This window comes from Arthrobacter sp. UNC362MFTsu5.1 (assembly GCF_000685965.1).
Classification (GTDB): domain Bacteria; phylum Actinomycetota; class Actinomycetes; order Actinomycetales; family Micrococcaceae; genus Arthrobacter.
In genome coordinates, this window is the sequence record NZ_JMLE01000002.1 from 288,216 (window position 1) to 313,423 (window position 25,208).

Annotated in this window: 23 protein-coding genes; 10 read left to right on the plus strand and 13 right to left on the minus strand. The window is 67.2% G+C overall.

The window, feature by feature from the left end:
- Nucleotides 1-42: 42 nt before the first annotated feature.
- Both BS38_RS0104135 and BS38_RS0104140 read right to left on the minus strand, forming a co-directional pair.
- Nucleotides 43-717, minus strand: a complete 675-nt coding sequence (locus tag BS38_RS0104135; RefSeq protein WP_028269650.1) for a response regulator — start codon at nucleotides 715-717, stop codon at nucleotides 43-45.
- Nucleotides 714-2,369, minus strand: a complete 1,656-nt coding sequence (locus BS38_RS0104140; protein WP_028269651.1) for a sensor histidine kinase — start codon at nucleotides 2,367-2,369, stop codon at nucleotides 714-716. Before BS38_RS0104140 ends, BS38_RS0104135 begins: the two co-directional genes overlap by 4 nt.
- Before the next feature lie 173 nt (nucleotides 2,370-2,542).
- Here BS38_RS0104140 and BS38_RS0104145 point away from each other — a divergent pair, with 173 nt between their 5' ends.
- The 4 genes from BS38_RS0104145 to BS38_RS0104160 are packed head-to-tail and all read left to right on the plus strand — an operon-like array spanning nucleotide 2,543 to nucleotide 7,335.
- Nucleotides 2,543-3,358 (plus strand): hypothetical protein, encoded by an 816-nt coding sequence (locus tag BS38_RS0104145; RefSeq protein WP_028269652.1) that lies wholly within the window; start codon nucleotides 2,543-2,545, stop codon nucleotides 3,356-3,358.
- 2 nt (nucleotides 3,359-3,360) lie between these two features.
- A complete protein-coding gene (locus BS38_RS0104150; RefSeq protein ID WP_028269653.1) occupies nucleotides 3,361-4,581 on the plus strand; it encodes a glutathionylspermidine synthase family protein in 1,221 nt (406 codons plus the stop codon).
- Complete coding sequence (locus BS38_RS0104155) at nucleotides 4,578-6,086, plus strand: APC family permease (protein ID WP_028269654.1); 1,509 nt, start codon at nucleotides 4,578-4,580, stop codon at nucleotides 6,084-6,086. Before BS38_RS0104150 ends, BS38_RS0104155 begins: the two co-directional genes overlap by 4 nt.
- Before the next feature lie 49 nt (nucleotides 6,087-6,135).
- Nucleotides 6,136-7,335: an acyl-CoA dehydrogenase family protein gene (locus BS38_RS0104160; RefSeq protein ID WP_028269655.1), complete on the plus strand. Its 1,200-nt coding sequence runs from the start codon at nucleotides 6,136-6,138 to the stop codon at nucleotides 7,333-7,335.
- A gap of 98 nt (nucleotides 7,336-7,433) precedes the next feature.
- On the opposite strand, the gene BS38_RS0104165 is transcribed toward BS38_RS0104160, so the two are convergent.
- From BS38_RS0104165 to BS38_RS0104195, 7 genes are all read right to left on the minus strand, one after another.
- Nucleotides 7,434-8,180: an SDR family oxidoreductase gene (locus BS38_RS0104165; RefSeq protein ID WP_028269656.1), complete on the minus strand. Its 747-nt coding sequence runs from the start codon at nucleotides 8,178-8,180 to the stop codon at nucleotides 7,434-7,436.
- Nucleotides 8,177-9,550, minus strand: a complete 1,374-nt coding sequence (locus BS38_RS0104170; protein WP_231511050.1) for a glycosyltransferase 87 family protein — start codon at nucleotides 9,548-9,550, stop codon at nucleotides 8,177-8,179. Before BS38_RS0104170 ends, BS38_RS0104165 begins: the two co-directional genes overlap by 4 nt.
- 193 nt (nucleotides 9,551-9,743) lie before the next feature.
- Nucleotides 9,744-11,138 carry an MFS transporter gene (locus BS38_RS0104175; RefSeq protein WP_028269658.1) on the minus strand — a complete coding sequence of 465 codons (1,395 nt, stop codon included), beginning with the start codon at nucleotides 11,136-11,138 and terminating at the stop codon, nucleotides 9,744-9,746.
- Nucleotides 11,135-11,668 (minus strand): winged helix-turn-helix transcriptional regulator, encoded by a 534-nt coding sequence (locus tag BS38_RS0104180; RefSeq protein ID WP_028269659.1) that lies wholly within the window; start codon nucleotides 11,666-11,668, stop codon nucleotides 11,135-11,137. Before BS38_RS0104180 ends, BS38_RS0104175 begins: the two co-directional genes overlap by 4 nt.
- Nucleotides 11,669-11,701: 33 nt before the next feature.
- The gene (locus tag BS38_RS0104185) at nucleotides 11,702-12,979 is read right to left on the minus strand and encodes a glycosyltransferase 87 family protein (protein ID WP_028269660.1); all 1,278 of its coding nucleotides are present in this window, start codon (nucleotides 12,977-12,979) and stop codon (nucleotides 11,702-11,704) included.
- A gap of 6 nt (nucleotides 12,980-12,985) precedes the next feature.
- On the minus strand, nucleotides 12,986-14,158 hold the full coding sequence (locus tag BS38_RS0104190) for a cystathionine gamma-synthase (RefSeq protein ID WP_028269661.1): 1,173 nt from the start codon (nucleotides 14,156-14,158) through the stop codon (nucleotides 12,986-12,988).
- Between the two features lie 68 nt (nucleotides 14,159-14,226).
- Complete coding sequence (locus BS38_RS0104195) at nucleotides 14,227-15,612, minus strand: cystathionine beta-synthase (RefSeq protein ID WP_028269662.1); 1,386 nt, start codon at nucleotides 15,610-15,612, stop codon at nucleotides 14,227-14,229.
- Between the two features lie 184 nt (nucleotides 15,613-15,796).
- Between BS38_RS0104195 and BS38_RS0104200 the strand changes: the two genes are divergently transcribed.
- Nucleotides 15,797-16,984: an SLC13 family permease gene (locus BS38_RS0104200; protein WP_197024891.1), complete on the plus strand. Its 1,188-nt coding sequence runs from the start codon at nucleotides 15,797-15,799 to the stop codon at nucleotides 16,982-16,984.
- Nucleotides 16,985-17,026: 42 nt separating this feature from the next.
- Here BS38_RS0104200 and BS38_RS0104205 read toward each other — a convergent pair whose 3' ends face one another.
- Complete coding sequence (locus BS38_RS0104205) at nucleotides 17,027-17,458, minus strand: VOC family protein (protein ID WP_028269664.1); 432 nt, start codon at nucleotides 17,456-17,458, stop codon at nucleotides 17,027-17,029.
- 217 nt (nucleotides 17,459-17,675) lie between these two features.
- Here BS38_RS0104205 and BS38_RS0104210 point away from each other — a divergent pair, with 217 nt between their 5' ends.
- From BS38_RS0104210 to BS38_RS0104220, 3 genes are all read left to right on the plus strand, one after another.
- Nucleotides 17,676-18,656 carry a DNA-3-methyladenine glycosylase family protein gene (locus tag BS38_RS0104210; RefSeq protein ID WP_028269665.1) on the plus strand — a complete coding sequence of 327 codons (981 nt, stop codon included), beginning with the start codon at nucleotides 17,676-17,678 and terminating at the stop codon, nucleotides 18,654-18,656.
- A 166-nt stretch (nucleotides 18,657-18,822) separates the two neighbouring features.
- Nucleotides 18,823-19,791, plus strand: a complete 969-nt coding sequence (locus tag BS38_RS0104215; RefSeq protein ID WP_028269666.1) for an ATP-binding cassette domain-containing protein — start codon at nucleotides 18,823-18,825, stop codon at nucleotides 19,789-19,791.
- Nucleotides 19,791-20,597 (plus strand): ABC transporter permease, encoded by an 807-nt coding sequence (locus BS38_RS0104220; protein WP_028269667.1) that lies wholly within the window; start codon nucleotides 19,791-19,793, stop codon nucleotides 20,595-20,597. Before BS38_RS0104215 ends, BS38_RS0104220 begins: the two co-directional genes overlap by 1 nt.
- 3 nt (nucleotides 20,598-20,600) lie before the next feature.
- Here the strand turns inward: BS38_RS0104220 and BS38_RS0104225 are convergent, their stop codons facing one another.
- Nucleotides 20,601-22,277, minus strand: a complete 1,677-nt coding sequence (locus tag BS38_RS0104225; protein ID WP_028269668.1) for an AMP-binding protein — start codon at nucleotides 22,275-22,277, stop codon at nucleotides 20,601-20,603.
- A gap of 113 nt (nucleotides 22,278-22,390) precedes the next feature.
- Here BS38_RS0104225 and BS38_RS0104230 point away from each other — a divergent pair, with 113 nt between their 5' ends.
- Entirely contained in the window at nucleotides 22,391-22,669 is a 279-nt protein-coding gene (locus BS38_RS0104230) for a putative quinol monooxygenase (RefSeq protein ID WP_028269669.1), read from the plus strand.
- A gap of 125 nt (nucleotides 22,670-22,794) precedes the next feature.
- Here the strand turns inward: BS38_RS0104230 and trxA are convergent, their stop codons facing one another.
- Both trxA and BS38_RS0104240 read right to left on the minus strand, forming a co-directional pair.
- Complete coding sequence (gene trxA / locus BS38_RS0104235; RefSeq protein WP_028269670.1) at nucleotides 22,795-23,208, minus strand: thioredoxin; 414 nt, start codon at nucleotides 23,206-23,208, stop codon at nucleotides 22,795-22,797.
- A gap of 134 nt (nucleotides 23,209-23,342) precedes the next feature.
- Complete coding sequence (locus tag BS38_RS0104240) at nucleotides 23,343-23,888, minus strand: acyl-CoA thioesterase (protein WP_028269671.1); 546 nt, start codon at nucleotides 23,886-23,888, stop codon at nucleotides 23,343-23,345.
- A 61-nt stretch (nucleotides 23,889-23,949) separates the two neighbouring features.
- Here BS38_RS0104240 and BS38_RS0104245 point away from each other — a divergent pair, with 61 nt between their 5' ends.
- Nucleotides 23,950-24,690 (plus strand): potassium channel family protein, encoded by a 741-nt coding sequence (locus tag BS38_RS0104245; protein ID WP_028269672.1) that lies wholly within the window; start codon nucleotides 23,950-23,952, stop codon nucleotides 24,688-24,690.
- The last annotated feature ends 518 nt before the right edge of the window (nucleotides 24,691-25,208 follow it).

Consider the following 25,208-nt stretch of genomic DNA (forward strand, 5'->3'; position numbering starts at 1 on the left):
CGGATTGCCGCGGGCACCGTCCCACCCGCCCGGGACCCTGTGTCAGGGATCGAAGCGGTAGCCCATTCCGGCCTCCGTGTGCAGGTGGCGCGGCCTCGCCGGGTCCTGCTCCAGTTTGCGCCTCAGCTGGGCCACGTAGACGCGAAGGTACTGGGTTTCTTTGGCATATGCCTGCCCCCACACCTGGGTGAGCAGCTGCTGCTGGCTGACCAGCTTCCCGGCATTGCGGACCAGGAGCTCGAGGATGTTCCACTCCGTGGGCGTGAGCCGGACTTCCTGCCCGTCCCGGACCACCTTCCGGGCGGCAAGGTCCACCACGAAGTCCGCCGTCTCCACCGTGGGCGCCTCGCGCTGTGCCGGCGAGCGCCGGGAAGCGGCCCGCAGCCGCGCCAGCAGCTCGTCGAGGCCGAACGGCTTGGTCACGTAGTCGTCCGCGCCGGCGTCGAGCGCTTCCACTTTGTCCTCCGACGCGTGGCGGGCGGACAGCACAATGACGGGCACGGAGCTCCACCCCCGGATTCCCCGGATGACGTCCACACCGTCCATGTCCGGCAGCCCGAGGTCCAGGACCACAATGTCCACCGGGTGCTGGGCGGCCAGTTTCAGCCCGTCTGCGCCGAGGCCCGCGGTGATGGCCTGGTAGCCGTGGGCGCGGAGGTTGATCTGCATGGCCCGGGCCAGCTGGGCTTCGTCTTCGATGATCAGTACCAGGGTCACGGCAGCGGACCTTCCCACAGCGGCAGGGTGACCACCATGGTCAGCCCGCCGCCCGGCGTCGGCTCCGCCGCCAGGGTTCCTCCCATGGCTTCGGTGAAGCCGTTGGCAACAGCCAGGCCCAGTCCGATCCCCACGGCCCGGCCACCGCCGGTGCGCTGATAGTCGTTGAGCCGCTGGAACGGCTGGAACATGTCCATCACGGCGGCCGGGGCCACGCCTGAGCCGTGGTCCACCACGCGGAACTCGCCGGCCGGCCTGCCGCCCAGCGCGATCCCCTCCCCCGCACGGGCCGTCAGCACCACATCGGCCTCCGGCGCGTATTTGAGTGCGTTCTCCACCAGGTTCGCCACCACCCGCTCCAACATCCCGGCATCGGCCTCCACCCGCGGGAGGTTGGGCGGCAGTTCCACCCGGATCCGTGCCGCGGGCAGGCCCCTGAGCGCGTCCGGCAGGACGTCCGCCCAGCCCAGTCCGCGCAGGAGCGGGTTGACCGAATCAGCCGTAATCCGGGACATATCCAGCAGGTTGCCGATCAGGTGGTCCAGGCGGTCGGCCGAGTCCTCGATGGTGGCGAGCAGTTCGCGCTCGTCTTCCGGGGAAAACTTCACATCCTCCTGGCGAAGGCTGCTGACCGCCAGCTTGATCCCGGCCAGCGGGGTGCGGAGGTCGTGGCTGACCGCCCGCAGGATGGACGTGCGCATCTTGTTGCCCTCGGACAGGCGCTGATTGTCCTCCATGCTCGCCACCAACTGCCGCCGTTCCAGGATGGCCACCAGGAACGCTCCGAAGGCGGCCAGCATCCGCTGGTGCTGGCCGGTAAAGGGCTGACCGGCCGGCGGCCCGCCGTTGATCAGCAGCGTGTACCGGGAATCGACGACGACGGCGTGGTGGGCGGCCGCGCGGGTCACCGGCGGGCTGGACCCGGCGCTGGCAAGCACTGTCTCCCCGGCGTTGCTGTCCGTCCCGCGTCCAGGACCGCGGATGCCGGCGGCTTCCGGTGCGCGGGAGCCGCCCGGGGCGCTTCCGGCCACCAGCGTGACGGCATCCACTCCCAGCCGGCTGCGGACCTTCTCGAGGAATGTTTCCAGGCTGCCGTCGGAACTGAGGATCCGCAGGGAGAGCTCGCTCAGCGCTGTGGCTTCGGCCCCGGATCTCGCGGCTTCCTGTGCGCGGCGGCTCGCCAGGCCGACGGCCAGGGCCACGCTGCAGGCCACTGCCAGGAACACCAGGAGGGTGAACAGGGTGGAGGGATCGGCGATGGACAGCGAACCTACCGGATCGGCGGAGAAGTAGTTGAGGAGTGTTGTGCCCAGGACCGCTGCGACGACGGCGGGCCAGAATCCCCCGATCGCGGCCACCGCCACGGCGACCGCGAGGTGGAGCAGCATGATGATGGCGAAATTCCGATATCCCGCGAGCGTCACCAGGACTTCCACGGCAGGCGGCAGCACGGCAGCAAGCACCATGCCGAGGAGGAAACGGCGCCGCCCGATTCCCTGGAGCGCAGAGCGTGCCCTCCCGGAACCCGCCGTGTGGGGACCTGCCGTCCCGGAACCTGCCGTGCCCGGACGTGCTGGCCGCGAACGCGGCGTCGCGGACCCGCCGGGGCCGGATCGGGCGGCGCCACCGCGGGCGGATTCAACTGCTGCCATGGCTCCATCTTGGCATGGGCAGTTCTCCCCCGTTTTCCGTTAACAGCACCTCGGTCCAGGCACTAGGCTGACTTCAGGATTTACACAGCTGTGTCTTGCCGGGACGGCCTTCCCGCACGTGCTTCGACGCCGTGGCCGGTCACAGATTGAGCATGGACAACCAAGGGGGACCCATGGAACCGCAGGACCCGAACCAGGATCCTTCAAAGGATCCAACGAAGGATCCGAAGAACACCCGTTCCGGGCAACAGGACGGCACGCCGGCAGGGACCGACGGTCCCGAAGGCCCCACGCCAGGCTGGATGACCGCCCCCGAGGATTTCACGCCGCAGCCCCACGATCCCGCCACAGGGCAGCTGCCGCCCTGGCAGGTGCCCAAACCGGAGCTTCGGCCGGAACTGCTCAACGATTCCGCGGCTGGCGGCCGGACTGCCGAAGCCGGAAAGCCGGACGCCGGGAGGAAGGCCGGGCGGCGGCAAAAGAGCGCGGCTTCAGGGCAGGGTCCCCTGCCGGGACCGGGGATGCCCGGAGCGCCGGGTACCGGCCCGGGCCCTGTGATCGACCCCTTCGAACACGAGCGCGAGCGGGAAGCAGCGGCACGCAAGAAGCGCTCGCAACGCCGTACCGTCGTCGTCGGCCTCGGCGTCACTGCCCTGCTGGCAGGGACCATCACCGCCATCGTGGCCAGCAACGAAGCGGAGGCCGACTACGCGCAGGTCTGCTTCAACGACGAAACCGGCGAGCGCGTGGATGACGCCCAGTGCGACAACAGCAGCAGCGCCGGCCGGAGCTCCGCCATCTACGCCTGGTACTTCTACTCCCGCGGCTCCAGCGTCCCGGCCGTCGGGCAGAACCGCTCGCAGTACCCCAGCTTCACGAAGACCGCGCCGCAGGGGGCGAAAACGTCCAAGGGGTACAGCACCAAGGGCGGCACGGTCAGCAGGGGCGGCTTCGGCAGCAGCTCCAAGGGCGGAAGCACGGGAGGCTAGGCGTGAAGAGACTGAGTGCAACCCCCAGGCCCGACTGGAAGCAGAAGATCGAGGAACAGGGGCTCGTCTTTTCCACCACCACCATGCCGGACGGCAAGAAGATCGAGTACTGGAACGAATCGGCCTACTACGAATTCACCATGGACGAGGTGGAAACCCTCGAGAAGACGGCCGAGGACATGCACCTGATGTGCCTTGAGGCGGCCAAGTACCTTGCCACCGGAGCCATGGGCAATATCGGGATCGGGCCGCAGGCGCTCGAGCTGGCCGCCGAGTCCTTGCAGGCCGGGGACATGGACATCTACGGCCGCTTCGATTTCGTCTACGACGGGCACGGCGGCCCCGCCAAGATGCTGGAGTACAACGCGGACACCCCCACCGGGCTGATCGAGGCTTCGGTGGCGCAGTGGTTCTGGCTGCAGGACGTGTTCCCGGAGAAGGACCAGTGGAACGGCATCCACGAAGCCCTGATCCGGCAGTGGAAGAAGCTTCAGTACCGCACCGGCATGAGCACCCTGCACATCGCCCATTCCGAAGCGGAGCAGTCCGGCGAGGACTGGATGACGGCAGCCTACATGCGCGACGTCGCGGGACAGGGCGGCTGGACCACCATCGGCATCAACATGTCCGATATCGGCTGGGACCCCAACCTGAAACGCTTTGTGGACCTGGACAACTTCATGATCAGCACCATCTTCAAGCTGTATCCGTGGGAGCTGATGATGAAGGAGCCCTTCGGCCAGCGGCTGCTCCAGCGCGCCCACAATCCGCGCTGGGTGGAACCGGCCTGGAAGATGCTCCTCTCCAACAAAGCATTGCTGGCGGCCCTGTGGCACCTGTATCCGGAGCACCCGAACCTGCTACCGGCGTATTTGAACGAGCCCGGGCCGCTGAAGGAATGGGTGGCCAAGCCGCTGCATGGCCGCGAGGGGGACAACATCAAGATCCATGCGGCCGGCATCAACCTGGAGCAGCCAGGCGGCTACGGGCGCGAAGGCTGGTGCTACCAGCAGTTCCATTCGCTGCCCGATTTCGACGGGAACCACCCCGTCCTGGGTTTGTGGGTGGTGGACGGCGAGTCCGTAGGCTGCGGCATCCGCGAATCCGACGGTCCCATCACCGATTACTTCTGCCGGTTCGTCCCCAACACCATCGACGCCCCGGCCCCTCTTTCAGTCCAGGCCGCCTCGGCCTCCTCCAGCAAAGCAGGTATTGCACTATGAGCACAGGGAACTCGACGGCGGGAGTTAAGTCCGGTGGCCAGCCGGCAGTTCCGTCCAAGGGGCTGCGTGCCGGCATCCTGGACCTGGGCGACTCCGTCATGCTTGGCCTGGCTTCCACGGCTCCTGTCTATTCGCTGGCGGCCACGCTGGGCCTGATCGTCGCAGTGAACGGCAACTACACGCCGCTGATCCTGCTCCTGGGCTTTGTGCCGGTGCTCTTCATCGCCTACGCCTTCCGGGAACTGAACAGCGCCATGCCGGACTGCGGCACCACCTTCATCTGGGCCCGCCGGGCATTCGGCCCGTGGGCGGGGTGGCTGGGAGGCTGGGGTGTTGCCCTGGCCGGCATCGTGGTGCTCGCCAACCTGGCCCAGGTGGCCGGGCAGTACCTGTGGCTGCTGATCGGCGACGGTTCGCTGGCCGAAAACGACCTGCTGGTGACGGCCACGGGAGTGGTGTTCATCATCTTCATGACGCTGGTGAACTACCGCGGCATCCGGCTCGGCGAGCACGTCCAGCGGGTCCTGACCTACGTGCAGTATGTCTCGCTGGGCATATTCGCGCTGGCGATTGTCTTCCGGATTACGGGCGGGGCACCCGAGGGCCAGGCTTTCGACATTGAGTGGTTCAACCCCGCAGGCGCCTTCGCCGATCCCGGCGCAGTGGTCCACGGCGCCCTGCTGGCACTCTTCATCTACTGGGGCTGGGACACCTGCTTGGCTGTGAATGAAGAGACGGAGAATCCGGCCACGACGCCCGGCCGCGGCGCCGTCATCTCCGCCTTTGTCCTCATGGCCATCTACGTCTCGGTGGCGCTGCTGGTGATGATGTATGCCACGGTGGGCACGGACGGCATCGGCCTCGGCAACGCCGAGAACCAGGACGATGTCTTCCTGGCCATGAAAGACGTTGTGCTGGGCCCCTGGGGCTGGCTGATCGTGGTGGCGGTGCTGGCGTCGGTGCTGTCCTCGACCCAGACCACCATCCTGCCCACCGCCCGCGGCACGCTGTCCATGGGTGTCCACGGCGCTCTGCCGGCCAGGTTCGGCGAAGTCCACCCGCGCAACCAGACGCCGGGGTTCTCCACGCAGGTGATGGGGGCCGCCGCGGTCGTGTATTACGTGGCCATGAGCTTCCTCAGCCAGAACCTGCTCTCCGACTCGATCAGCGCCATCAGCCTGTTCATCGCGTTCTACTACGCGCTGACCGGCTTCGCGTGCTTCTGGTTCTTCCGCGGGACGCTGCGCGATTCCGCCCGCAACCTGTGGTTCCGCGGCCTCCTGCCGCTGCTCGGTGCCCTGATGCTGACCGCCGCGTTCTTCATCTCCGCCGTTCAGATGTGGGATCCCGCCTACGGCGACACGGAGATCTTCGGCGTGGGCGGCGCCTTCGTCAGCGGCGTGGTGCTGCTGGCTCTGGGCGTCGTGCTGGCAGTGGTGTGCCGCTTCGCCCCGGCCACCCGGGACTACTTCCTGGCGAAGCGGCCGGCGCCCAGCACGCTGTAGCCGCAGCCGGATGAAGCCTCGCGAAAGGCGTAAGCCGTAGGATGCTCCAATGAGCAACGCCGCTGACCTGCCCTCTGTTTCGGACACCTCCGATGTCCTGGCCCTGGATGCCCTGCTGACCGCCGAGGAGCTTGCGCTCCGGGAACGGATCCGCGATTTCACGGAGCAACGGATCAAGCCGGACATTGCCCGCTGGTATGACGACGCCGTCTTTCCGCTCGACCTGGCCCCCGAACTGGGCGAGCTGGGCGTGCTCGGCATGCACCTGGAGGGGTACCGCTGCCCGGGACGGTCCGCCGTCGAGTACGGCCTGGCCGCAATGGAGCTTGAGGCCGGGGATTCCGGGATCCGCACCTTCGTCTCGGTCCAGGGTTCCCTGGCCATGACGGCCATCCACCGCTGGGGCTCGGAGGACCAGAAGCAGGAATGGCTCCCCCGGATGGCCGCCGGCGAGGTGATCGGCTGCTTCGCCCTGACCGAACCCTCGGCGGGTTCGGATCCTTCCTCAATGACCACCGTCGCGCGCCGGGACGGCTCCGGGGATGACGCCGGGTGGGTGCTCGACGGCGCCAAGCGCTGGATCGGGCTCGCATCCGTTGCCGGCGTGATGGTGGTCTGGGCCAGGACGGACGACGGCATCCGCGGCTTCCTTGTCCCGGCCGGAACACCCGGGGTCACCGCCACACCGATCGGCCGGAAGCTTTCGATGCGCGCCTCGATCCAGTGCGACGTGACGTTCGACGGCGTGCGGCTGGGACCGGAGGCCCTGCTGCCGGGTGCCCGCGGCCTGCGCGGCCCCTTCACCTGCCTCAACGAGGCGCGGTACGGGATTGCCTGGGGTGCGATGGGGGCCGCCCGCGATTCCTACGAGGCCGCGCTGAAGTACTCGCAGGACCGGCTCCAGTTCGGCAGGCCACTGGCCGGGTACCAGCTCACCCAGGAGAAGCTGGTGAACATGCTCCTGGAGATCCAGAAAGGCACCATGCTGGCGCTGCACCTGGGCCGGCTCAAGGACGCCGGCACGCTGAAGCCGGAACAGATCTCCCTCGGGAAGCTGAACAACGTCCGCGAGGCGTTGGCCATTGCCCGGGAGGCCCGCTCCATCCTGGGAGGCAACGGGATCACGCTGGACTACTCGCCGCTGCGGCACGCCGCCAACCTCGAGTCGGTGCGCACCTACGAAGGCACGGACGAGGTCCACACACTGATCCTCGGCCAGCACATCACCGGCATCGGCGCCTTCCGATAACCCCGCTCCCACCCAACTAGGTAGCAGCAGGTGTCGTTTTGCGGGCCCATAACGACACCTGCTGCTACCTAGTTGGGCTGGGACGCGAGTGCGCGAGCCTAGGCCGAGAAGCCGCCGTCGGCCTTGATCAGCTGCCCGGACACCCAGCGGCCCTCGGGCGAGAGCAGGAACGCCACCGTTCCGGCCACATCGGCTGGGGTTCCGAGCCGCCCGCCGGGCTGGCGCCGGCTGAGCTCCTCGCGCAGCTGTTGGTCCATCCAGCCGGTGTCCACGGGGCCGGGATTGAGCGCGTTTGCCGTGATGCCCAGCGGACCCAGCTCCCGTGCCGCGGCAATGACGGTCCGGTCCAGGGCCCCTTTGGACGCGCCGTACGGCAGGTTGAACGCTGTGTGGTCACTGGTCAGCGCCACGATCGCGCCGCCGTCGTGCGCCGCCTGCCGGGCAAAGGCAGCGATCAGCTGCCAGCTGGCCCGGGTGTTCACGGCGAAGTGCCGTTCCCAGCTTGCCAGGGAGGTGTCCAGGATGCCGGAGTCCACGGACTCGGCGTGGCTGAGCACCAGCCCCTGCAACGTGCCCGCCTGCTCCGCTACCGACTCCATGAGCCGGTCCACGGCCTGGGGATCCTCCAGGTCCGCCGGCAGGGCAAGCACGCGGGCGCCGGTGGCTTCCAGCTCCGCTGCGAGGCGTTCGACGTCGTCCGGCTGGACTCCCCAGGGCATCCGGGAGTCGTAGTCCTGCCAGTACGTCAGGACCAGGTCCCAGCCGTCGGCAGCCAGGCGCCTGGCGATGCCGGCACCGATTCCGGCGAGGCGGCCGACGCCCGTCACCATCGCCGTCCTGTTCATGCGGGCACGTCAGCCAGCGAGCCACGCCGGAGCACCACGAGCCAGCAGGCCAGGATGGCCACCGCGCAGAAGACGCCGGCGCTGGAGGCCATGAGCCAGGGCTCGGGCACCTGGAAGTCCAGGTTCTCCGCTCCCAGCGCTTCGCCGATGCTCTTGGGCGAAAAGAAGAACACGATGATGGATGCCCCGAGCACACCGCCCATGACCCAGCGGGTTGCCCGGTAGCGGTGCGGTGTCTCGCGGAGGGTCCAGGCGAAGGCCGGAAGCACGGCGGCCATCCAGACCCAGTGATGGGACCAGGAGACGGGGCTGATGAGCAGCATGGTGAGCGCCGTCGCGGAAATCGCCACCACTCGGGCGCCCTGGTCGCTGGCAGCCTTGATCACCAGGGCACCCCCGCCCGCCACCAGCAGGCTGAGCAGGAGCCAGGGAACGGTGACGCCGGCTTCGGGAACCCCGAAATGCAGCAGCGCGCCCTTGATCGAGAGGTTGTCCACATAGCCTGCCCCGCCGATCCTGGACGTGTCGGGGAGGATTTCCAGCCAGAACGTGAACGACTCCGCCGGGCGGACCAGCCAGCCCAGCAGCACGGTGAACGCGAACCCGCCGGCCATGTTGAAGAGACCGCGCCAGTCCTTGCGCACCAGGAAGTACAAGCCGAAGACCAGCGGCGTCAGCTTGATGCCGGCGGCCATGCCCACCAGGAAGCCGCGGCCCGGGAAACCCTGGTTCCAGCGCTGGTTCCCGGCCAGGAGGTCGGCGGCCATGAGCCCCATGAGCAGGATGTTGATCTGGCCGAACGCCAGTGTCTCGCGCCAGGGGCCCAGGTTGATGACGGCGAGCAGCAGGATAACGGCGCCCCACCGGTTGCGGGTTGCCTTGAACCCGGTGCCTCCGAAGGTGCTGCGCCAGTCCTGTTTGGCGCTCCAGTACCTCACGCCGCGCACGGCGACCCAAACAGCAACGGCCGCCCCGGCGGCGTTGAAGAGCATCAGGGCGGATTCCTCCGGCAGCCTGGCCAGCAGGCCGAACAGCAGCGCGGCGAACGGCGGGTACGTGAAGGGCAGCTCCGGCCCTCCGGCCCAGCCCACGGTCCTGCTGTAGAGGTCCGACGGCGACTGGCCGGCTTCGTTGAGGATCTTGCCGCCGTGCCAGTAGACGCTGAAGTCCAGGCCCTGCTCGCCCCAGGCGTCAAGCCTTGAGGACATAAAGACGGCAGTAGCCAGGATAGCCAGCAGCGTCACCAGCTCCCCGGGGATGCCCAGCACCAGCCGGCTGCGATACCACGCTGCGGTTCCTGGTGCGGTGGTCCCCGGCGCTGCGGTTCCCTTGCCGGCGTCGAGCTCTTTTTCGGCGTCGAGCAGTGCCATCCGTGTCCCCAAACATTTGTTCCTGCAGAGCGCCACTGTAGGCGCGTTGAGCGCGTATCGCGATGTTGTGCCGGCTGACTCGCGCCGGATCAGGCGCGTCCTCCCCACATCCTACTGAAGCAGCGGGCCCGTCCCCTGTTACCCAGCCCCGGCGTGGCACCGCACTCAGTGCTCAGTGTTCAGTGCGCAGTGGTCAGTGCTCCGCAGCCCTGGCCTCCACCAGGACCGGTTCCCGCGCTCCGGCGTCCTTGCGGATGGTGGCGCTGATGACGGCGGCAATGGTGCACATGGCGGCAGCGCCGAACCAGGCGTAGGTGTACTGGCCGGTGGCGTCACGGATGGCGCCGGCGGCCAGTGCGGCGGCGGCCGCGCCGAGCTGGTGGGCGGCGAACACCCAGCCGAACACCACACTGCCGTCGGCGCCGAAGACCTGGCGGCAGATGGCGGCGGTGGGCGGAACGGTGGCCACCCAGTCCAGTCCGTAGATCACCACGAACACGATCATGCTGGGCTGGACCGTGGCGCTCAGCAGCAGCGGCAGCACCAGCAGTCCGATGCCGCGGAACTGGTAGTACACCGCCAGCAGGATCCGCGGGTTGAAGCGGTCTGTCAGCCAGCCGGAGGCGATGGTGCCCACGATGTCGAAGATGCCGACGACGGCGAGCAGGCCCGCCGCGGTGGTCTCCGCCATGCCGTGATCGTGCGCGGACGGGATGAAGTGGGTGCCGATAAGCCCGTTGGTGGTGGCACCGCAGATCGCGAAGCCGGCCACCAGTGCCCAGAATGTCCGGACCTTGCTGGCGCGTTTGAGCACCTGGAGTGCGCGGATTGCCGCGTTCCCGGCGGGGGCTGCGGCTTCCCCCGGCACAGTTGAACCAGTCTCGGGTGAACCAGTCGCGGTTGACCCCGCCGCCGGTTCCGTGCCCTGTTCCGGGGCGGCGTCGGCGCCGTAGGGCAGCACACCGGCGTCGGCGGGTGAGTTCTTGAGGAATTTGAGCACCAGCGGCACCACCGCGAGGGCGCCGGCGGCGATGAGCAGTGATGCCTGCCGCCAGCCGGGATCCTGCGCGAGCATGGCGATGAAGGGCAGGAAGACCAGCTGCCCCGCGGCGCTGCCGGCCGTCAGGATGCCGATCACCAGGCCGCGGCTCTTGCTGAACCAGGTGTTGGCGATGGTGGCGGCGAAGACCAGGGCCATGGACCCTGTGCCCAGTCCGATCAGCAGCCCCCAGGTCAGCAGGATCTGCCACGACTGGTTCACCAGCACGGTCAACGCACTGCCGGCGCCGATCAGCACCAGTGCCACAGAGGTCACGGCGCGGATGCCGAACCGTTCCATGAGCGCGGCGGCGAACGGCGCGGTGAGGCCGAACAGCACCAGGTTGATGCTGACGGCCGCGGACAGCACCGTGGTGGACCAGCCGAATTCGTTCTGCAGCGGCACCATCAGGACGCCGGGGGCCGCCCGGAAGCCGGCGGCGCCCACCAGTGCGAGGAACGCAACAGCGGCCACAATCCACGCCGGGTGCAGCTTGCGGCGTGTCCGTTTGCCGGGTGCGGGCTGCAGGGCTGTCTCGGGGGCGTTCATGCTGCGGGTCCGTTCTGTGAAAGTGCGTCGCGGGCGGGAGCCGGGGCGGCGGTGGCAAGGCGGACCGGCTCAGGCGTTCGGGTGAGGCTGTGCCAGCTGGTGTTTTCGGCCGTGAGCCGTTCGCCGCAGGCGGTGCAGCTGTCCGCGGAGGTGGTGCGCTGCCCGCACCTTGTGTGGATGACAAACATATGAGCCTGTTCGGACGGCGCCGGGAGGTGCTTTTCGGCCCAGATCACGACGGCGTTGAGCACCGGCAGGGCGTCCTCACCCTTCTCGGTGAGCACGTATTCCTGCCTGGTGCGGCCGCCGTCGTCGTACGGTTTGCGCTCCAGCAGCCCGGCGTCCACCAGGCCCGCGAGGCGTTTGGTGAGCACGGAGTCGGCCACCATCAGCCGATTCTTCATGGCGTCGAAGCGGCCGTTGCCGAAGAAGACCTCGCGGAGCACCAGCATGCTCCAGGGGTCGCCAAGGATGTCCAGGCCGCGCGCCATGGCGCAGGTGCGCTGGGACCAGTCAGAACGGAGTGCCATGCAGGCAACCGTAGCTGACTTTCTTGAAGAAAGCTAGGGTCGAGGGCGGAGCGCGGCCCTCGAGGGCCGGTATGCGAGCGCCCAGTAGGCAAGCATCGCGATGCCGCACACTACGCCCAGGCTGGACACGGTGAGTTGCCACTGCGTCTGCGGGTCCTTGCCCCATTCGGCGGCGCCGGCCCAGACGGCCAGGTTCTTTGGCGTCATGTAGAAGGCGATGGTGGAAAAAACCACGATGACCCAGCCCGCAGTGCGCATCCTGCCGTTTCGTGAGGGCACGCGGTGCATCGCGAAAGCCATGCTGGGCAATGCAACAGCAACCCAGACCCAGTGGTGCGACCAGGAGACCGGGCTGATCAAGAGCATCAGGACAGCGGTGGCGGACACTGCAATGAAGTTCTCGTCAGCGTCCACGGCCCATTTGATGACCAGGCCGGCGAGAACCACCAGCGCCAGCGAGAGGCCCAGCCACACCAGGCTGGTCAGTGTCGAATCCGGCATGCCGATGTGCAGCAGCAGCCCCTTGACGGACAGGTTGTCCACGTATCCCGGACCGCCGATCCGCCCGGTGTCCGGCAGGATCTTGGTCCAGAAGGTGAGCGACGCATTCGGCAGCACCGCCCAGGACAGCGCAATGGATCCGAAGAAGCCGGCGGCCATCCAGCCCAGCGCCTTGAAATCGCGGCGGACCAGGAAGTACAGGCCGAACGCCAGCGGGGTGAGCTTCACGCCGGCGGCCAGACCGATCAGCAGTCCTGCGGGCCAGCGGATTTCGCCCGCACGGGATTTCCCGTACAACGCGAAATCAGCCAGGATCACGCCCATCAGGATGATGTTGATCTGGCCGAAGACAAACGTGTCCCGCCACGGGCCCAGGAGCAGAATGGCCCCGGTTCCCACCAGGGCGGTGGTCCTGAAACGGTAGTCCGCGAAGGCCGCGCGCCATGTCCTCATGCCGAAGTAGTGCCGGGCCAGCCAGCCGGCCACCACCGCGGCGCCGGCCAGGGCGGCACCGATGAAGAGCATGCTGCTGGCGCCAAAGTCCATGGTGGCCAGGGCGGCAAAGAGCAGCGCGGCGAATGGCGGGTACGTAAACGGCAGCCCGTCCCGCGGTGCGTAGAGCTCGTTGACGCCGCCTTCGCCCGTTTCCAAAACGCGGCCGCCGCCGTAGTAGTAGACCTCGAAGTCGTTCATGAACGGCTTGTAATCCGTGTACAGGAACCATACGGCGATGGCCAGGGTCAGGGCGCCCGCCGCCGTCGCGAGCCAGCCGCGGGTGGTGGGCGATACGGCCCGAAGCGAGATGGTCACCGGCTGCTAGCTGCCCGTCCCGATGAAGGTGAAGGCGTGCTCCAGGTCCGCGATGAGGTCTTCCACGTCCTCGATGCCGCAGGAGAGCCGGATCAGGTTGACCGGAACAGCCAGCTCGGTGCCCTTGACGGAGGCGTGCGTCATTTCGGAGGGGTAGTTCATGAGCGATTCGATGCCGCCGAGGGATTCGGCCAGGGTAAACACCGAGGTGTTCTCCGCGACTGTGCGGGCCGCGGCTTCGCCGCCCTTGAACTGCACGGAGATCATGCCGCCGAACTTCTTCATCTGCTTCTTCGCGAGCTCGTGGCCGGGGTGCGAGGGCAGGCCCGGGTAGAGCACAGCCTCCACTTCGGGACGCTCCAGCAGCCATTCGGCCACTGCCTGGGCGTTGTCGCTGTGCCGGTCCATCCGGACGCCGAGGGTCTTGAGCCCGCGGGTGGTGAGGAAGGCGTCCATCGGGCCGGACACCGCACCAACGGCGAACTGGACGAAGCCGATCTTCTCGGCGAGCGTGGGGTCGTTGACGACGATCGCACCGCCGACTACGTCGGAGTGGCCGCCGATGTATTTGGTGGTGGAGTGCACCACGATGTCGGCGCCCAGCGCCAGCGGGGTCTGCAGGTAGGGGGAAGCGAAGGTGTTGTCCACCACCAGGAGGGCACCGGCGTCGTGCGCCAGCTTGGCCAGGGCAGCGATGTCGGTGATCTTCATCATCGGGTTGGACGGAGTCTCCACCCAGACGAGGCGGGTTTTGTTGGCCGCGACGGCTTTCGCGACGGCGTCGAGATCCGCCATGTCCACGGGCGTGTTGCCGATGCCCCATTCGCCCAGCACGCGGCTGATCAGGCGGTAGGTTCCGCCGTAGGCGTCGTTGCCCAGCACAATGTGGTCCCCGGGCCTCGTGAGGGCACGGATGAGGGAGTCCTCCGCGGCCAGGCCGGAGCTGAAGGAGTACGCGTGCGAGCCGCCTTCCAGCGCGGCCAGCTGCTCCTGCAGGGCGTCGCGGGTGGGGTTTCCGCCGCGGCCGTATTCGTAGCCGTCACGAAGCCCGCCGATCCCGTCCTGGGCATACGTGGAGCTGAAGTGCAGCGGCGGCACAACGGCGCCGGTCCGCGGCTCGAAGGCCTGGCCGGCGTGGACGGCGCGGGTGTTGAAACCTTGGTTTTCAGAAACAGACATTGAAGGTCCTTTCATACGGTGACGGGGCTTGTCGAGTTCCGGGTTTCGACAGGCCCAAGCACCGGAAATTAGTTGCTGAGGTAGGCGAGCAGGTCGTGGCGGGTCAGGATGCCCACGGGGGCGCCGACGAAGGTGACCATCACGGTGTCGACGTCGGAGAGCAGTTCGCGGGCGGCGGAGATGGTCTCCAGGGACCCGATCACGGGCAGGCGCTCCCCCATGTGTTCGGAGATCTTGTCGGTCAGCTTCGCCTCGCCGCGGAACAGCTTGGAGGTCAGGCTCCGCTCGTCCACGGCGCCCAGCACTTCGCCCATGACCACCGGCGGCTCCTGGGACAGGACCGGGATGTGGGAGACGCCGAACTCGTTCATGATGTTGATGACGTCGCGGACGGTCTCGTTCGGGTGGATGTGCACCAGCGCCGGAAGTTCACCGGTCTTCGACTTGAGCACCTCGCCGACGGAGGCTTCCTCGCCGCCGGACAGGAAGCCGTAGGACCGCATCCACTGGTCGTTGAAGATCTTGGCGAGGTATCCGCGGCCCGAGTCGGGCAGGATGACCACTACCACGGCGTCCTCGGGCAGGTCCTTGGCCACTTGGAGGGCGGCCACTACGGCCATGCCTGAGGAACCGCCCACCAGCAGGCCTTCTTCGCGGGCCAGCCTGCGGGTCATCTCGAAGGACTCTGCGTCGCTGACGGCAATCACGGCGTCCGGGACGGCCTTGTCGTAGTTCGCCGGCCACATGTCCTCACCGACGCCCTCCACGAAGTAGGGGCGGCCGGTCCCGCCGGAGTAAACCGATCCTTCGGGGTCGGCACCGATGATCCGGACGCGTCCGCCGTCTGCCTCGGCACGGTTGGCGGAAACCTCCTTCAGGTAGCGGCCGGTTCCGGTAATGGTGCCGCCGGTCCCGGCGCCGATCACGCAGTGCGTGACCCGGCCGTCGGTGTCGCGCCAGATTTCGGGACCGGTGGTCTCGTAGTGGCTGCCGGGCGCGGCAGGGTTGGAGAACTGGTCCGGCTTGTAGGCGCCGGGGATTTCGGTGACAAGGCGGTCCGAAACGCCGTAGTAGCTCTGCGGGCTGTCCGGGGCGACGGCGGTGGGCGTCACCACTACTTCGGCGCCGTAGGCCTGCAGGACGGCGCGCTTGTCCTCGCCCACCTTGTCCGGCACCACGAAGACGCACCGGTACCCCTTCTGCTGGGCCACAAGGGCGAGCCCGACGCCGGTGTTCCCCGAGGTGGGTTCAACGATGGTGCCGCCAGGGAGCAGCTTTCCGTCCCGTTCGGCCTCCTCGATCATCTTCGCCGCGATGCGGTCCTTGATGGATCCGCCCGGGTTCAGGTATTCGACCTTCGCCAGGACGGTGGCTTTGATGCCGTCGGTGACGTGGTTGAGCTTGACGAGCGGCGTGTTGCCGATGAGGTCCAGGACGGACTGGGCGTACTTCATAGGTACAAAGTTACCGTCTCGGGACCGCTGCACCCGTTTTGGCTCCCGGCCGCACCCCTGAGCGGCAGTGCACGGGAGCGCGCCTGAGCGGCGGTGCGCAGGAGTGCGCCCGAGCGGCAGTGCGCGGGAGCGCGCCTGAGCGGCGGTGCACGCGCTCGGCAGGCGAGGGTGGGACGATGGGGCAGTGCATCGGTTTGCGTGGCTGACAAAAATCAAGAGTTACCTCCTGCCGGGAGCCACGCTCGCGGCAGGCATAGCCGCCCTTGCCGTGGGTGCCCTCCCAGAGCCTGCCTTCGCTGAACTGGCGGACCGCACCGTTCCCATCCTGTCCTTCGTGCTGGCAATGTCACTCGTCACCGAACTCCTGGACGAGGCCGGCCTGTTCCGGGTGGTGACGGACCGTCTGGCTGCCCTGGGCCGCGGCCGCGTTTTCATCCTGTGGCTCCTGGTTATTGCGGTGGCCACTGTCTCCACTGTGTTCCTGTCCCTGGACACCACGGCGGTGCTGGTGACTCCGGTGGTGGTGCTCCTGGCTGTCCACGCCCGGATTCCGCCCCTGCCGTTCGCCCTGACCAGCATCTGGCTGGCCAACACGGCCTCCCTGCTGCTTCCGGTGTCCAACCTGACCAATCTGCTGGCCCAGGACAGGCTCGGACTCAGCCCCCTGGGATTCGCCGGCCTTGTCTGGGCCCCTGCCGTGGTGGGACTGCTGGTTCCCCTCGCCCTGTTGTGGCTGGCATTCCGCAAGGACCTGCGCGGAAGGTACGGGCCGCAGCCGGTTCACCGTGTCCGGGACCGCGGCCTGCTGCTGTCCGCTGCTGCCACGGTGCTGGTGCTGCTGCCCGCACTGGTGTCCGGAGTGCCGGTGCAGTACCCCGCCATGGCGGCCGCGGCCTTCCTCCTGGCAGTCTTCCTGCGGCGACGCCCTTCCGCGCTGCGGTGGTCCATGGTTCCGTGGCGTCCGCTGATGCTGACGGTGGGCCTGTTCATGCTCGTGGAGGCACTCCACGCCAATGGCCTGACAGAACTCCTGGCGGGGGCGGCCGGATCGGGCGACAGCCTGCCCGCCCTCCTGCAGCTGGCCGGACTGGGCGCGGGTGCCGCCAACGCGGCGAACAACCTCCCCGCCTACCTGGCCCTGGAACCGGTGGCGGGATCGCCTGTGCGGCTCGCCGCCCTGCTCATCGGCGTAAACCTCGGCCCGCTGGTCAGTCCGTGGGCGTCCCTGGCGACGTTGCTCTGGCACGAGCGGCTCCGGGCGCTGAACGTCCGGATCAAATGGGGTGGATTCGCGCTCGCAGGCCTGGTAGCCGTGGCGCTGACGGTTCCCTTGGCTGTCGTGGCGCTGTGGACGGTCTCAGGCATGCACTGAGGGCATGCCTGACGGGCATGCCCCACGGGATGCGCTGAGGCGCTACGCTCCGATGTCGTTCGCTGCGGCGTCGGAGCTGCCGGCAGGATTGGAACCGGGTTCGGCGTTCTGCCACAGGCCCACGATGTTGCCTTCGCTGTCTTTGAAATACGCGTTCCATCCCATGCCCGGAACCTCCATTTTGCCCCGGTGGACCGCACCGCCCAGGGCCGCGATCTTCTCCAGCGCCGCGTCAATGTCCTCGACGTCAACAGTGACAACCGGGGCGGTCAGGTCCCCGCGCCTGAACAGCCCGCCGTTGATGGACCCGGGAACAGTGGGCCTGCCCGTTTCGTCCATCGGCGTTGTCGTCGCAAGGCTGTATTCCATTTCGGGCATGACCTGAAATTCCCACCCGAAAGCGGATGTGTAGAAGTCCCGTGCGCGGTTTTCGTCGTCCGCGGGGATCTCGAAGTGCACCACTCCTCCGGCCACTGTTCTCACCTGGTATTCCACAGTCCGGCCCCACAGGGCCAGGCGCGGGCGGTCCGCGCCACAACTGGAGTCTAGGCCCGGGCACACCTGCCGGGCAGGGCCGTTTGGCCTTGCCCGTTTCCGGCACTGCTGATTCCGGCACTGCTGATTCCGGCACTGCTGTTTTCCGGCGCTGCGGTTTTCCGGCGCTGTCAGCCTCGCGTGGGACGATTGTTCAATGACCATCGCAGACGTCCCCGCCGGCCTGGCCGCCGCGGCGGACGTCTCGCTGCGGTGGCATCCCGGCGGCCCCTTCAGCCTGCTGCAGTCCCTCGGAACACTGATGCGCGGCAACAGTGATCCGGCTTTTGCCTCGGGGCCGGACGGGCTCTGGATGGCGTTCACGACGGCGGGGGGCCCGGTGTCCCTGCGTCTGTCCACTTCCGGGGACCCCCGCGAACCGGCAGTCGACGTTCAGGCCTGGGGCCCGGGTTCCGAGGAGGCCGTGGCCGCCGCGCCGCGGCTGCTGGGCAGCGGGGACGACTGGTCCGCTTTTGACCACCCGGAGTTCCATGCCACGCTCCCCCGGATGGTGGTGGAGGCCCGACGCCGGAACCCGGGGCTGCGGCTCCCGGCCACCGGCCGGATGATTGACTCGCTGGTGCCCACCATTCTTGAGCAGAAGGTCACGGTCATCGAAGCGCGGCGGGGTTACCGCTACCTGGTGTACCGCTTCGGCACCGCGGCGCCGGGCGCGGGCACGGCCGCACCCGCAGGGCTTCGGCTTCAGCCCACCCCGGAGCAGTGGCTGCGGGTCCCGTCATGGGAGTGGCACAAGGCCGGTGTGGGACCGCAGCGTTCGGCAACGGTCATGCGGGCGCTGCGTTCCGCCGTCGCCCTTGAACGCCTGGCGAAGGTGCCCGCTGCGGAAGCATCGGCCAGGATGCAGACCATTCCGGGCATCGGCATCTGGACCACGGCGGAGGTGGTCCAGAGAACCCACGGCTGCCCGGACTCCATCGCGGTGGGCGACTACCACCTCGCGGCCTACGTGGGAGCCGCGCTGACCGGGCGGAGGACTGATGACGCCGGGATGCTGCAGCTGCTGGCGCCGTGGCAGGGACACCGTCAGCGGGTGGTGCGGATGATCGGCCTCAGCGGCTTCCGGAAACCCACGTTCGGCCCCCGCATGACCATCCAGGACCACCGCCAGCACTAGACCCACAGACCGCGAACCACAGACCGCGAACGGCGGCGGCGCGAACCACAGACCGCGGACGGGCACTTGCGGCCCGCTCCTGTGGACGCCCCCGCCGGACGGGTATAGCGTGACGCCATGGCGTCCGGCAGCCGGAACGCCGGTGACCCGCAGCCTGGAGCACACCGTGATTCACACCCGGAAACTCACCAAGAACTTCACGGTCAAGAAGGAAACCATCGAGGCCGTCAAGGGCGTCGACATCGACGTCGCCCCGGGCGAACTCGTGGCCTTCCTTGGCCCCAACGGCGCGGGCAAGTCCACCACCCTGCGGATGCTGACCACGCTGCTCCGGCCCACCTCGGGCACGGCGACTGTAGCCGGCGTCGACGTAACGGCAGACCCGGCCGGGGTGCGGGCCCGGATCGGCTATATCGGCCAGGGCAACGGCGGCGGCCACAGTTTCCGGGTGATTGACGAACTGGTCATGCAGGGCCGCTTCTACGGGATGAACACCACCGATGCCGCGGCCCGCGCCCGGGAACTCCTGACGTCCCTAGACCTGGCCGACCTCGCCAAACGCACGGTCATCAAGCTCTCCGGCGGGCAGCGGCGCCGGATGGACGTGGCCCTGGGCCTCATGCACTCACCGCACCTGCTGTTCCTCGACGAACCCTCCACCGGCATGGACCCGCAGAACAGGGCCAACCTGTGGGAACACATCATGCGGCTGCGCGCCGAGCACGGGACCACCGTCGTCCTCACCACGCACTACATGGACGAGGCCGATTCGATGTCCGAGCGGGTCATCGTCATCGACCACGGCCGGATCATCGCCGACGACACAGCAGCCCGCCTCAAGGCCAACCTGGCCGGGGACCTGCTGGCCGTGGAGGTGGCGGCCGGGGCAGCGGCAGGCGTCCGCGGGCTGCTGGGGCGCGCCGCCGCCGGCGGTGACGTCCAGGAAAACACGCACGCCGGCGTGGTCAGCTTCCGTCTCCGGCTCACCGAAGGCGCCCGGCTGGCGCCCGCCTTGCTGAAGGAAATGGACGACGCCGGCGCTCCCGCCCAGTCCCTGGAGCTCAAACCGCCCACCCTGGACGACGTGTTCCTCGAGTTGACCGGCCGGAACCTCAGGGAAGGAGCAAACCGCTGATGACCGCGCAGCCAGTTCCGGAGGTCCTGAAGAAGCCGGGCCTCGGCCGGGTCCTGCATGACACGAAGTACGTGTTCTGGCGTGAGATGCTGCTGCCGCTGCGCGACCCCTTCTCGCTGGTCTTCTCGCTGCTCCAGCCCCTCGTCTTCCTGGGACTGTTCGGCCCGCTGCTCGGCTCCGCCGTGGGCGCGCCGGCGTTCGGCGGACAGTCCACGCTGCAGTGGTTCCTGCCCGGCGTGGTGGTGATGATTGCCCTCTTCGGGACGTCCATGACAGGCTCCAACCTGCAGTACGAACTGATGACGGGCTCGTACGAGCGGATCCTCGCCACGCCGCTGTCCCGGTCATCCCTGATGATCGGGCGGGCCCTGAAGGAATGGGCGCCGCTCGTGGTGCAGGGCTTGCTCATAGCCCTCGTCTGCATCCCGTTCGGCTTCGTGTTTCATCCGCTGCACGTGTTGTTCGGGCTCGTTGTCCTGGGCATCTTCGGCATCGGGCTTGGCGCACTGTCCTACTCGCTGGCCCTGGTCTCGCAGAACAAGGAGTGGATCTTCTGGGGCGTGCAGCAAACGCTGCTGTTCCCGCTCATGATCCTTTCCGGCATCATGCTGCCCATCGAAGCCGGACCGGGCTGGATGAAGGTGGCCAGCCAGTTCAATCCGCTCACCTACCTGGTCAACGCCGAGCGGGAGCTGTTCGCGGGCAACGTCGGCGCGGACACGCTCCTGGGACTCATCGCCGCGGCGGTGACTGCCGCCGTCGGACTTGTGGTGGGAGTCCGTGCGATCAACCGCAACATCAGCTAGGGGTCACAGTCCCAGCCGGGCCACGGCCTCCTGCCGCATCTCCACCTTCCGGATCTTTCCGGAAACGGTCATCGGGAAGCTGTCGCGGACCTCCACGTAGCGCGGGATCTTGTAGTGGGCCAGCCTCCCCCGGCAGAACTCGGCGACGGCGGGTACGTCCAGCGGCTCCGCGCCGGGCTTGAGGATGATGCAGGCCATGAGTTCCTCACCGTACTTGGCGTCGGGGACGCCGATCACCTGGACGTCCTGGATCGAGGGGTGGGTGTACAGGAATTCCTCGATCTCGCGCGGGTAGATGTTCTCGCCGCCACGGATCACCATGTCCTTGATCCGGCCCTCGATCACCACATACCCGTCCTCGTCCATGCGGGCCAGGTCGCCGGTGTGCATCCAGCCGTCCGCGTCAATGGCCTCGGCGGTCTTGTCCGGCTGGTTCCAGTACCCCTTCATCACCGCGTAGCCGCGGGTGCACAGCTCGCCGATCTGCCCGCGCTCCAGCACGCTGCCCGTCACCGGGTCAACTACCTGGCTCTCGAGCTGCGGCATGGTCCGGCCGACGGTCTCCGTGCGCTGCTGCATGGTGTCGCCGGCCCGGGTCATGGTGGACACCGGGGACGTTTCCGTCATGCCGTAGCAGATGGCCACATCCGTCATGTTCATCTCCGTGATGACCCGGTTCATCACCTCGATGGGACACGGGGACCCGGCCATGACGCCGGTGCGGAGCGTGGACAGGTCGTACGAGGCGAAGTCCGGCAGCGCGAGTTCGCCGATGAACATGGTGGGCACGCCGTACAGGGACGTCCCGCCGAAGTCCTGGACCGCTTCCAGCGCCGCCGCCGGAGTGAAAGAGCGTCCCGGAATGATGGTGGCCGCGCCGTGGCTTAGGGCGTTGAGGTTTCCGATCACCATCCCGAAGCAGTGGTAGAAGGGCACCGGAATCACCACCCGGTCATGCTCCGTATATCCCAGCAGCTCACCGATGGAATAGCCGTTGTTCAGGATGTTGCGGTGTGTCAGCGTTGCGCCCTTGGGGAACCCGGTGGTGCCCGAGGTGTACTGCAGGTTGATGGGGTCGTCCGGGTCCAGCCCCGCCAAGCGGGCCTTCAGGACGGAATGCCCGACGTCGTCTGCCCGCTTGAGCAGCTCGGCATACGTCATTTCCGCCTCAGTTTCAGGATCCCCCGCCTGCAGCTGAGGCTGGCCGCCGTCCGGCAGGAAGACAAGTTCCTTCAGTTCCGGGCATTCGGCGAGGGCCTGCCGGGCCATCCCGGTGTAGTCGCTGCTCCGGTCCGACGGTGCCGCCACCAGCATCCTCATGCCGTTCTGCCTGACCACGAACTCCAGTTCATGGCTCCGGTACGCCGGGTTCACGTTGACGAGGATCGCGCCGATCTTGGCCGTGGCGTACTGCAGGATGGTCCATTCCGCGCAGTTGGGACTCCAGATGCCGATCCGCTCCCCCGCCGCGACGCCCCGGGCGAGCAGGGCGCGGGCCAGCCTGTCGACGTCGTCGTTCAGTTTGGTGTAACTCCACCGGCGGGCATCGGCGCCGGGGACGGGAGCCGCCTCAATCAGGGCGTCGTGGAACGGAAAGCTGGCCACGATCCGCTCGAAGTTCTGGCCGATGGTCTCGTCAAGCAGCGGGACGTCAGTGTCCCCGGCTGTATAAGCGCGCATGCTGGCACGCTACCAACAGACCACCGGTAAAAGAAGCGTAAGGGACGCGAAAAACTAGGAAGCCCTACAAAATATTTCGGGACGGCAGGCCGCGGCCCGGTAGGGTGAAACGCATGAGTGCACCGATTGACCTGAAGGCAACGTTCATCCCCAACGACGGCGAATTCTTCCGCGTGAAGCTCGCCCTCGAAATCGCGATCGACGAGGTGGTGAATGAGCCCGGCTGCATCCGGTATGAACTGACGGAGGCCACCGAGGAAAAGCTGGTGCTGACTGAGCAGTGGGCCTCGGAGGAGGACCTGGCGAAGCATTCCAAGGGCACCGCCGTCCAGGACCTCAACGAGTCGCTGAGCGCGCTGCTGGCCGAACCTGTCCAGCTCGAACGGCTGTAGCGCCCGCCGCCTTCCTGAACTACTTCCCGAACAAAACAACGCGGGGCCGCTTCGCCGGCATGAACCTTGGGTTCATCGGCTGAAGCGGCCCCGCGTTGGATTTTAAGTCATTGTGCAGCGGGGTTTTAGGCCTCGGGAATCTGCGTGCCGTCCTGCTTGCCGGCAACCGCGGCCGCCTCAGCCTGCGAGCGTGCCACGTGCGCGTGGACTTCTTCCATGTCCAGTGCCTTGACGGCGTCAACCACCTGTTCCAGCTGCTGGGCGTTCAGCGCGCCGGGCTGCGAGAACACCAGCACCTTTTCGCGGAAGGCCATCAGCGTGGGGATGGACGTGATTCCTGCCTCGGCGGCCAGCTGCTGTTCGGCTTCGGTGTCCACCTTGGAGAAGACAACGTCCGGGTGCTTCTCGGATACTGCGGAATAGGTGGGTCCAAACTGCTTGCAGGGACCACACCATTCGGCCCAGAAATCAACGAGGACGATGTCGTTGTTCTCGACGGTTGATGCGAACTGTTCACCTGTAATGTCTACGGTAGCCATGGGTCAACGGTACGCGAGCCGCCCGGTGATGTCCCGATCGTTTCGCTCATGGCACACCGCCTGGCGTGCGAGCGCCATCGCCCGGCGCCCGCGTCCCGGTACCCACGTCCCGGCGCCGCGCCAGCTGCAAGGCTTCAGTGCCAGACGTGGGGAGCCTCGCGGCGGGAGCCGGGCAGCGCGTTGGTTTCGCGCCACTCGTGGATCCACTCCGGCAGTTCGAGTCCGGCCGGCGGCTCGCCGAACTCCCGGAAGATCTCGTCCTGGCTGACCGGTTTCCCCTTGCTGACCAGCCTCGTGGCAATGTGGGCGCGGGCATAGATTTCGCCGTCCGCCACCATGCGCTGCTCGAAGTAGATGGCCTTGGTGTCCAGCCCGATGATGCGGGTTTCGATGGTGTACTGCTGCCACAGCTGCAGGGACTTCCGGAAGGCGATGGTCTCCCCCGCGGCCACGGGCGACCAGCCACGCCGGCGCATCTTCTTCCAGGTTCCGCTCCGCGCCATGAGGTCAAACCGGCCCAGATCCATCAGCGAGAAGTACATCCCGTTGTTGACGTGCATGGCGATGTCGATGTCTGTGGGCAATACGCGCAGCTGCAGCGAGGAGCTGCCCCAGATACTCAGGGGCGGCCTGCGGGAAGAAGTGAAAAGGAGCAGGAGTGTTCGCAAGAGGAGGTGCATGAACCCATGTTACCCACCAGTAACATCAGTGGCCAAGAGCCGCCGCCCTTAGGATTTCAGCATGACGCAGCAACGCTACAGGGACATCGCCGAGTGGCCCCTGATGGGAACCGCACTCGTTTTCCTGACTGCCTACGCCTGGCAGGTGATCGGCCACATCGAAGGGCGGCAGGCCGACGTACTTGAAGGCGTCATGTGGATCACCTGGGCTGTCTTCGCTGCCGACTATGCCGCCAACCTGTGGCTCGCGGACAACAGGAAGCGCTGGTTCATCCTCAACCTGCACGAGCTGCTGATCGTTGCCCTGCCGTTCTTCCGGCCGCTCCGGCTGCTCCGGCTGGTCACCCTGCTCTCCGTTCTGCACCGGACGGTGGGCGAGACACTTCGTGGCCGCGTGGTCACTTACGTGGCCGGCTCCGCTGTCCTGCTGGTGTTCGTCGGCGCCCTGGCCGTCCTCGACGTCGAACAAAACGCCCCTGACGCCAAGATCCTCACATTCGGGGACGCCGCCTGGTGGGCCATCACCACCATCACCACAGTGGGCTACGGAGACCTCTTTCCCGTCACCCCGATTGGCCGCATGGTTGCCGCGGCCCTGATGATGAGCGGCATCGCAGTGCTGGGTGTGGTCACGGCCTCCATTGCATCCTGGCTGGTGCAAAGGGTCGAGGAAAACACGGAAGCGGCGGTGGAATCGGCCGAATTTCCCGTCCGCGCGGACGTCCGCGAACTGCTGGTGGAAGTGGCCGCCCTGCGCCAGGAATTGGCGGAACTGCGCCGCGAACGCCAAAACGAGACTTAATTCCCCGCAGGGAGTGCGAATTCCAGAAAGGCGGTCATCGGACATCCGGATCCGCTGACTGCCTTTTTCGTGCAATTAATCCAAACGGGTGAATTAGATAAACCATCAAGATTCCGTCAATATTCTGCATTAGCCCCCGGGCTAACTAATTAACCAGCCAGGCCGCACCCACGTATGCGAGGCGCCCGCTGGCCCTGGATGGCGGGAAAGTACAGGGATACCTGCGTCGGGGCGAGTAGCCTTCCGCCCCTTTGCGAGTGTTCCCGCCGTCGAATAGCGAAGCCGTTAAGTACCCACCGCCCGGCCGCGGGTGCCGCGCACAAATAGTCGGGTAATTCCCACTCGTGCAGTGATTACACCCCATTCATAGACTCGATATTCCTAGGGAAAGCAGCATTCCGGAATTACACATGGCCACCACGTGGGCATGGGTCTAATCACTCGGCCTCCGAAATTACTCAACGTTTCGGCAGGTCACTTCATGCGCCTCCATGCAGCGGCCGCACTACAACGCGGCC